This window comes from Pseudomonas sp. FYR_2 (assembly GCF_043106425.1).
GTDB lineage: Bacteria > Pseudomonadota > Gammaproteobacteria > Pseudomonadales > Pseudomonadaceae > Aquipseudomonas > Aquipseudomonas monteilii.
On record NZ_JBICMM010000025.1, the window covers coordinates 1 to 8,986 of the forward strand.

General features: G+C 61.9%; 8 protein-coding genes. 3 read left to right on the forward strand and 5 right to left on the reverse strand.

Going from position 1 to position 8,986, the window contains the following annotated elements; genetic code table 11:
- Nucleotides 1–24: 24 nt before the first annotated feature.
- Together ACF8R4_RS12840 and ACF8R4_RS12845 are read right to left on the reverse strand one after the other, a co-directional pair.
- Complete coding sequence (locus ACF8R4_RS12840) at nucleotides 25–744, reverse strand: SDR family oxidoreductase (protein WP_060499980.1); 720 nt, start codon at nucleotides 742–744, stop codon at nucleotides 25–27.
- Nucleotides 745–798: 54 nt separating this feature from the next.
- A complete protein-coding gene (locus ACF8R4_RS12845) occupies nucleotides 799–1,623 on the reverse strand; it encodes a 5-methyltetrahydropteroyltriglutamate--homocysteine methyltransferase (protein ID WP_060500015.1) in 825 nt (274 codons plus the stop codon).
- 202 nt (nucleotides 1,624–1,825) lie between these two features.
- Here ACF8R4_RS12845 and ACF8R4_RS12850 point away from each other — a divergent pair, with 202 nt between their 5' ends.
- Nucleotides 1,826–3,313: a methylenetetrahydrofolate reductase C-terminal domain-containing protein gene (locus tag ACF8R4_RS12850; RefSeq protein ID WP_164525081.1), complete on the forward strand. Its 1,488-nt coding sequence runs from the start codon at nucleotides 1,826–1,828 to the stop codon at nucleotides 3,311–3,313.
- Here ACF8R4_RS12850 and yjiA read toward each other — a convergent pair.
- From yjiA to ACF8R4_RS12865, 3 genes are all read right to left on the reverse strand, one after another.
- Complete coding sequence (gene yjiA, locus ACF8R4_RS12855; RefSeq protein WP_392492592.1) at nucleotides 3,273–4,250, reverse strand: GTPase; 978 nt, start codon at nucleotides 4,248–4,250, stop codon at nucleotides 3,273–3,275. The genes ACF8R4_RS12850 and yjiA overlap by 41 nt on opposite strands.
- A 77-nt stretch (nucleotides 4,251–4,327) precedes the next feature.
- Nucleotides 4,328–4,525: a YbdD/YjiX family protein gene (locus ACF8R4_RS12860; RefSeq protein ID WP_016713459.1), complete on the reverse strand. Its 198-nt coding sequence runs from the start codon at nucleotides 4,523–4,525 to the stop codon at nucleotides 4,328–4,330.
- 17 nt (nucleotides 4,526–4,542) lie between these two features.
- On the reverse strand, nucleotides 4,543–6,609 hold the full coding sequence (locus ACF8R4_RS12865) for a carbon starvation CstA family protein (protein ID WP_060499983.1): 2,067 nt from the start codon (nucleotides 6,607–6,609) through the stop codon (nucleotides 4,543–4,545).
- A 177-nt stretch (nucleotides 6,610–6,786) separates the two neighbouring features.
- On the opposite strand from ACF8R4_RS12865, the gene ACF8R4_RS12870 reads away from it, so the two are divergent.
- The gene (locus ACF8R4_RS12870) at nucleotides 6,787–7,149 is read left to right on the forward strand and encodes a PilZ domain-containing protein (protein WP_060499984.1); all 363 of its coding nucleotides are present in this window, start codon (nucleotides 6,787–6,789) and stop codon (nucleotides 7,147–7,149) included.
- 263 nt (nucleotides 7,150–7,412) lie between these two features.
- Nucleotides 7,413–8,930: a nucleobase:cation symporter-2 family protein gene (locus ACF8R4_RS12875; protein WP_392492595.1), complete on the forward strand. Its 1,518-nt coding sequence runs from the start codon at nucleotides 7,413–7,415 to the stop codon at nucleotides 8,928–8,930.
- The last annotated feature ends 56 nt before the right edge of the window (nucleotides 8,931–8,986 follow it).

Here is an 8,986-nt window from a genome sequence, read left to right on the forward strand (position 1 = left end):
CTGCCTACAAAGCAACCTCAGCCTTCAGAACCGCTCATCGGCTATGGCCGGTAAGATCAGCTCCCGCACATAGCTCGCCGCCGACAGTTCAAGCAGCGTGCGTACCATCAGCACCACATCATGCAGCGGTATCAGCCCCCCTTCCCCACGCACCGCAGCCTCGGCCACCGGCACGTCCAGACCGTCCTCGGTATTCAGGTATCCCAGGTTCAGGCACGTCACCCCAAGGCCCTGCCCCCGATAACCTTCGCGCAACGCCTCGGCAATACCGCGAAGGGCGAATTTGGAGGCGGCAAAGGTCACTTCCGGGCGACCACTCTGGGGCAAGCCCGAGGTGGAGCCGGTCAGGATAATCCGTGGTTTTTCGCTTTCAAGCAGCAACGGCAGCAGGCGCTTGATCAGCAGGATGGTTGCCGTGATGTTGCAGTCGACCATGCGCTGCAATTCCACATCACGGTCTTCAAGGAAGCTGTAGTGCGCTTCGAACGCTTCGGCCTCCCACAAGCCGAGGTTGTAGATCAGCGTATCCACCCCGCCCTCGGCCACTGCTTCGGCAATGGCCTCGACGGCGGCAGCGGGCTGGCCGAGGTCGGCCTCGATCCACTGGGCTTCAACACCCTGGCCCAAGCTCACGTCTGCTGGCCGGGTGCGAGAGACGCCGACCAAAGTGTCACCCGGTTTGCCCAACCCTTCCATGAAGGCCTTACCCAGGCCCTTGCTGGCGCCGACTACCAGAACTCTCATCGCATCACTCCCTGTCGATTTGAATCGGAGTCGGCATTCTAGGGTGTTTGAGGATCAAGCGGCGATAGCGACCTGTTTCAGCGCGTTATTCAAGGCCTTGACCAGTTCAGCCACTTCCTGGCACTTCTGCACCGCCAGGTCCAATGGGCTTCGCAGCAACGCGCAAGATGGCGCCACCCACAGCCGCTCCCCCAGACGCTCGTGGGCATCGCGCAGCAGGTCCAGGGTCTTTTCCTGGTCGCAAGGCAAAGCGTTGCGGCCGTCGACCAAGCCCAGCGACAGCACCTTGTAGGCCGGCAGGCGGTCGAGCATGGTGGTGTACTGCTCGGGTGCCTGCACCAGGTCGATGTGCAAGCCATCGACCGGCAGGTTCGCGGCCAGGCCAAGGTTGCCTTCAAGCCCCCCCGCGTAAGTGGCGATCAACTTCTTCAAAGGTGCGCGCTGAAGAATGTTGTAGACGCGTTCGTAGGCGTTTTTCCAATCTTGCGGCAACTCAAGGGCGAGGATCGGTTCATCGATCTGCACCCACTCGACACCCAGGGCAGCCAGGCGGTTGAGGGTTTGGTCATACAGCGGCAGCAGGCTGTCGAGTGGCTCCAGTTTGTCGACATCACTGGCCTTGGCTGTGGCCTGCCACAGGTAGCTCAACGGGCCCAGCAACACCGGCTTGACCGCATGGCCCAGGGCTGTGGCTTGCGCTACTTCCTCGAAAAGCTGTTCCCAGTTCAGGGCAAACTGCTGGTGGTCACCGGCCAACACCTGGCCGTACCAGGCAATGTCGCCGACTGGCAGCAGTTCTATGCCGGCGTCTTTCTGCACCTGCCACAGCTCATGGTCGCCGCAGGTGTGTGGAAAGCCCAGGTTATGTGCCAGTGCCATGTCTTGTCCCTTCAGCATGCATAAATGATTGAGGGGATTTTCCGGTTCGCGGACCGTTGAGGCAAACTCATTAAATTTGAGATGAACTCAAGATTTCTTCATGATCATGTCTCAATCAGGGCACCCTCCTGCGCCCCCGGACATGATCCGGTCCACCTTGTGCCGCACAATGGCACCTTGACCACACCAGGTACCCGGCCACATGAGCCTGCTGAAAACCGCGCTGCGCGAACAAAATTTCGTCTGCGTGACGGAGTTCGTCCCCAAGCCTTCCGCAGAACGCTTCGCCGCCATGGAAGCGATCATGGTCCGTGCGCACCTGTGTGGCTGGCCGATGACCATTGCCATCGGCGACCGTGTCGGCAGCCCGCTGGACATGTCGCCGCTGGACGCCCTCGCCTCGTTCAGCAACCCGGTGCCTGCCCTGCCGCACTTTTCCGGCAAGGACCGCGAACGCCACCACCTGCTCGCCCAGTTGCAACGCATGGACGCCGCCGGCCTCGACCAGCTGTTGCTGCTGACCGGCGACCGCCTGCCCGGCCACGAGCCTGGCCAGCGCCCGGTGCGTTACCTGGAGTCGGTCGCCGCCCTGCAGATCGCTCGCCAGGCTTGCCCACACTGGCTGCTGGGCGCTGCACTGAACCCGTTCAAGTACCACGAGGAAGAAGGCGGCGCCCAGTATTTCAAGGCCGAAAAAAAGCTGGCAGCAGGCGCCGACTTCCTCACTCTGCAACTGGGGTTCGATGGGGATAAACACCAGGAAGCCATGCACTGGATGCGCCGCCAGGCCACGCCCAAGCCCATGCTGGCGTGCCTGATGAGCCTTACCCACGGGCGCGCTGCGATGCTCGACCACGTGGCTGGCGTTACCGTCACACCGTCGATGCGTGACATGCTCGAAGCGGAGACCGTGCAGTCCAAGGCCTTTGCCCAGGCACGCAGCGTTGACCGCCTGGCCTTGCAGATCATCGGCGTGAAGCTGATGGGTTACGCCGGCGTGCATCTGTCAGGGGTTCACGAACTCAAACAACTGCTGGCCCTTGAGGCACGCATCGAACACTGGCAAACCCGGATCCACACCCTGGATCAATGGGCGCCTGCATGGCGCGCCAGCTGGCAGATGCCCGGCCTGCCGGCAGTCACCTTCCATCCGCCGCAGGCGGGTTGGCGCCAAGGCGAGTCACGGGTCGATGCTTCGCTCACAGAAAAAGCGCGCTATCACCTGATGCACGGCATGCATTCATTGCTGTTCAGCCGTCGCAATAGCCTGAGCAAGGCATTTGGCTGGGCGGTGCGCCAGCCGCTGTGGTCAACACCGGTTGGCGCACAGGTGCTGCACAAAATGGAGCGCGCAGTGAAACGGCCATTGGTGGGCTGCGACACCTGTGGCCGCTGCCGCCTGGAAGACACGTTGTACATCTGCCCGGAAACCTGCCCCAAGGGCCTGGCCAACGGCCCCTGCGGCGGTACCGCACTGAACCGCTGCGAGTTCGGCGACCGCGAATGCATACACAGCATCAAGTACCGTACGGCCAAGGCCGTTCGGCAAACGGCGGTGCTCACCGAGCGTCTGATCCCCTGCATCGAGGTCGAAACCCGCCACCGCAGCTCATGGCCGCAGTGGTTCGCGCCACAAACGCCGCGCCGGCTCAGCCCGCAGCCAACGCCTCGAAGCCAGCCCGAATCGTAGCCTCGGGCAGTTCATCGGCGACGAACACCATCACGCTTTCGCGGGTTTCACCTTCAGCCCACTCGGCATCCCAGTCGAAGCCGTAAAGCTTGAGCACACCCTGGAACACCAGCTTGCGGTCCTCTCCGGCAATGTTCAGCACGCCCTTGTAACGCAACAGCTGTTTGCCGTGGGTTTCCAGCAGGTCGTTCATAAAATCGCTGAGGCGGTCGATGTCCAGCGCGGTTTCCGTACGCAACACCAGCGTGGAAATACGGTCCGGGGTAGCCGGTTTGAGTACAGGGCGTAACGTCGGCTTCAGGTTCGCACCCAAGTCGGGGTGGAGGTTGAAGCCACGCACATCCAGTAGCTCAGCCAGGTCGATACGACCGTGCTCGACCACCCGGGCTGCGGCCCGACCATTGATGCGGGCCAGGCGTTCGCGCAGGGCTTCTACCGCAGCCGAGTCAACCAGGTCGGTCTTGCTCAACAGCAAGCGATCGGCAAAGCCGACCTGGGCCTGGGCAATGGTTTGGGTCAGGTGCAGTTCGGCATGAGCCGCGTCTACCAGGGTGATGATGCCGTCGAGGATGTAGCGCTCACGCAGTTCCTCGTCGATGAAAAAGGTTTGCGCCACCGGCGCCGGATCGGCCAGGCCTGTGCATTCGATTACCAGGCGGTCGAAGGCGATTTCGCCAGCGTCCAGGCGTTCAAGCAGCAGGTACAGGGCGCGGGTGAGGTCGCCGTGGATGCTGCAGCATACGCAGCCGTTGGCCAGGGTCATCACCTGCACCGGTTCGTCGCCCAGCAGTTGGCTGTCAATGCCAGCCTCGCTGAACTCGTTTTCGATCACGGCGAGTTTCAGGCCGTGCTCGGCCTTGAGCATGTGCTTGAGCAAGGTGGTCTTGCCGGCACCGAGGAAGCCAGTGAGCACGGTTACGGGAATGGGCGTCTGCACGCAGTAAATCTCCTGAATCTGAAATGACTGTGGGAGCCGGTTACCCAGGCTCCCACAGGTTCACACGTGTCGCAGGCTCAACAGCACTTGGGCCCGGACTTGCCACCGTAACGCGCTTCCTGACGTTCGCGGAAGAATTCCTCGTACGTCATCACCGGCTTGTCCGGGTGGGTCTTCTGCATGTGCTCGACATAGTTGTCGTAGTCGGGCATGCCGACCATCAGGCGGGCTGCCTGCCCCAGGTATTTACCCAGTCGACCCAGGTCGTTGAACATGACTGCAGTCCTCTCGATTACGCGTCAGGCAGTGCCTGGAACGGGGTTTCCTTGTCGGTACGTTCCTTGCGGCCCAGGGCGGCATAGCCAACCTTGATGGCGAAGAACAGGATGCTGAACACCACCAGCAGGAACAGAATCGTCAGGCCCGCGTTGGTGTAGGCGTTGAAGATCACATGCTGCATCTGCCCGATGTCCTTGGCCGGGGCCAGTACCTGGCCGGCGTCCAGCGCGGTGCTGTATTTCTTGGCCAGGGCCAGGAAGCCAACCGCCGGGTTCGGGTCAAACAGTTTGATCAGGCCTGCAGCCGTGGTGCAGATCAGCAGCCAGACGGCCGGCACCAGGGTGACCCAGATGTAGCGCTGACGCTTCATCTTGATCAGCACTACGGTACCGAGCATCAGGGCGATCCCGGCCAGCATCTGGTTGGAGATGCCGAACAGCGGCCACAGGGTGTTGATGCCGCCCAGCGGGTCGATCACGCCCTGGTACAGCAGGTAGCCCCAGAGTGCCACGCAACCCGCGGTGGCAAGCAGGTTGGCGCCCCACGATTCGGTGCGTTTGAGCGCCGGCACGAAGCTGCCCAGCAGGTCTTGCAGCATGAAGCGCCCGGCACGGGTACCGGCGTCCACCGCGGTGAGGATGAACAGCGCCTCGAACAGGATCGCGAAGTGGTACCAGAAGGCCATGGTGTTTTCACCTGGCAACACCTGGTGCAGGATCTGCGCGATACCGACCGCCAGGGTCGGCGCACCGCCGGCACGGGCCAGGATGGTGTGCTCACCGATGTCACGGGCGACGGCTTCAAGCTGCTCAGGTGTAATCAGGAAGCCCCAGCTGCTGACCGTCTGCGCCACCGACGCCACGTCTGCACCAACCACGGCGGCCGGGCTGTTCATGGCGAAGTACACACCCGGCTCGATCACCGAAGCGGCGACCATGGCCATGATGGCGACGAACGACTCCATCAGCATGCCGCCGTAGCCGATGTAGCGGGCGTTGGTTTCGTTGTCCAGCAGCTTGGGCGTTGTTCCCGAGGAGATCAGCGCATGGAAGCCGGACACCGCACCACAGGCAATGGTGATGAACAGGAACGGGAACAGGGTGCCCTTCCACACCGGGCCGGTGCCGTCGGTGAACTGGGTCAGCGCCGGCATTTTCAGCTCGGGCGCGATGATCAGGATACCGATGGCCAGGCCAACGATAGTGCCGATCTTGAGGAAGGTGGACAGGTAGTCACGCGGTGCCAGCACCAGCCATACCGGCAGCACCGCGGCAACGAAGCCGTAGCCCACCAGCATCCAGGTGATCTGCACGCCCGTGAAGGTGAACGCTGGGCCCCACACCGGGTCTGCAGCGATTACACCGCCCAGCCAGATCGAAGCCAGCAGCAAAACCACGCCTATGACCGAGATTTCGCCGATGCGGCCCGGGCGGATGTAGCGCATGTAGATGCCCATGAACATCGCGATCGGGATGGTCGCCATCACCGTGAACATGCCCCATGGGCTTTCGGCCAGGGCCTTGACCACGATCAGCGCCAGCACCGCCAGGATGATGATCATGATCAGGAAGCAGCCAAACAGGGCGATGGTGCCCGGAATGCGGCCCATCTCCTCGCGCACCATGTCGCCCAGCGAGCGGCCGTTGCGGCGGGTAGACAGGAACAGGACCATGAAGTCCTGCACCGCACCGGCCAGCACCACACCGGCAATCAGCCACAGCGTGCCGGGCAGGTAGCCCATTTGCGCGGCAAGCACCGGGCCGACCAGGGGGCCTGCGCCAGCGATAGCGGCGAAGTGGTGACCGAAAAGAATGTGTTTGTTGGTCGGGACGTAGTCCAGGCCGTCGTTGTTGAGCACCGCAGGCGTGGCGCGCCGCGGGTCGAGTTGCATCACCTTGGTGGCGATGAACAGGCTGTAGTAACGGTAGGCAACCAGGTAGATGGCCACTGCCGCGACCACGATCCACAAGGCGTTGATCGCCTCACCGCGCCGCAGGGCTACCACACCCAGCGCGCAGGCCCCTATGACTGCCAGCGCCAGCCACGGAATGTGGCGTAGCAGGCTATTATTGTTGTTCATGGTTTGCTTCCAGCTGGTGGATTGGAAAGACCGCCCACCGAGTCTAGGGCCAGTCATCGCGCATTGCCACACTTGCTTTGGTCTAGAGCCTCTGCGGCCAGATTGCGGTACCTGATGCACATACCACTCTAACTATAGTCAGGATGTCACCTTAGGACCCACCCGAGGACCCATGCCATGAGCGATCACGACGAACGCCGCCGCTTCCAGCGTATCGATTTCGACGCCCCCGCCGAACTGCGGCAAGGCCTGAAGTGCTGGCCTGCCAAGTTGCTGGATCTTTCACTCAAAGGCCTGCTGATCGAGCGCCCGGCAAATTGGGACGCCGACCTGACCCAGGACTTCGACGCCACTATCCATCTGGGTGAGGAAGCCCGTGTAAAGATGCAGGTCGAGCTGCGCCACGAAGAACCCGATCGTCTGGGCTTCATCTGCCTCTATATCGACGTCGATTCGATGACCCATTTGCACCGTCTTGTGGAATTGAACGTGGCTGACAGCACCGAAATGATGCGTGAGCTGCGCGAACTCATCGAATAATGAAATCTCTTAGCTAGCTAATAGCTCTCCCGCCTGACGTTTCCTGTCTACCCAGACAGCTTTAAGCCTGGGTAGCAGCACTTTGTACACACCCCTCTAGCACCGCTTTCGATGAGTTGGTACGGCTTCTGCATTGGGTTTTTGCACACCCAGCGGTCGCCCGTGTACGCGCTCCGATCAAAATCTTGTATACAATTTCTGTGGCAATCATTGGCAGGAAATGTCTACAGTAGCGACACAACAATAAACAGAGAGCCTGCTCCATGACTACGTCCCCTAGCACGTCTCCCACCAAGCGCCCCGAGGATGAAAACCTCGGGCTTGGTGCCAACCTGGCCTATGGTCTGCAGCATGTGTTGACCATGTACGGGGGGATCGTCGCGGTACCCCTGATCCTGGGGCAGGCCGCTGGCCTGAACGGTGCCGAAATCGGCATGCTGATCGCGGCCTCGCTGTTTGCCGGTGGCTTGGCCACCCTGCTACAGACCTTGGGGCTGCCGTTCTTCGGTTGCCAGTTGCCGCTGGTGCAGGGCGTATCGTTCGCCGGTGTGGCGACCATGGGCGCGATCCTCAGCAGCGATGGCGGCGGTGGCTTACCGGGCGTGCTTGGCGCGGTCATGGCGGCATCGCTGATCGGCTTTCTGATCACGCCGGTGTTCTCGCGCATCACCAAGTTCTTCCCGCCACTGGTGACCGGTATCGTCATCACCACCATCGGCCTGACCCTGATGCCAGTGGCCGCACGCTGGGTAATGGGCGGCAACAGCGCCTCGCCAGAATTCGGCAGCGTGGCCAACATCGGCCTGGCCGGGCTCACCTTCGCCATCGTGCTGCTGCTGAGCAAGCTGGGCAGCGCGACCATCTCGCGCCTGTCGATCCTGCTGGCCATGGTGGTCGGCACGCTGATCGCCTGGGCGCTGGGCATGACCGACTTCAGCAAAGTCACCGAAGGCCCGATGTTCGCCTTCCCGACGCCGTTCCATTTCGGCATGCCGGAATTCCACATCGCCGCGATCCTGTCGATGTGCATCGTGATCATGGTGACCCTGGTGGAAACCTCGGCCGACATCCTCGCCGTAGGTGAGATCATCGATACCAAGGTCGACTCCAAGCGGCTGGGCAATGGCCTGCGCGCCGACATGGCATCGAGCATCCTGGCGCCGATCTTCGGCTCGTTCACCCAGAGCGCGTTCGCCCAGAACGTTGGCCTGGTGGCCGTGACCGGGGTCAAGAGCCGCTATGTGGTGGCTACCGGTGGCGTGATCCTAGTGGTGCTCGGCCTGCTGCCGATCATGGGCCGGGTGATTGCCGCCGTACCTACCCCGGTACTGGGCGGCGCGGGCATCGTGCTGTTCGGCACCGTGGCAGCCAGTGGTATCCGCACCCTGTCGAAGGTCAGCTACAAGAACAACGTCAACCTGATCATCGTCGCGGCCTCGCTGGGCTTCGGCATGATCCCGATTGCCGCGCCGACCTTCTACCACCACTTCCCGAACTGGTTCGAGACCATCTTCCACTCGGGCATCAGTTCGGCGGCGATCATGGCCATCCTGCTGAACCTGATCTTCAACCACTTCACCACCGGCAACTCGGAAAACCAGTCGGTGTTCGCTGCAGCCTACGAGCGCACCATCCAGTACTCGGACATTTCTGCGTTGCGTGATGGTGACTACTTCAAGGATGGCAAGCTGTTCGACGCTGAAGGGAATGAGGTGCCGATGCTGGAGGTGGACGAGCATGGCAATGAAACAGTCAGGCGGGCAGCGGTTGCCGAGCATTGACTGCTGACTAAGCGGTGAAGTGGAGGGGCCGACGCGCATCGTCGGCCCCTTTTTCG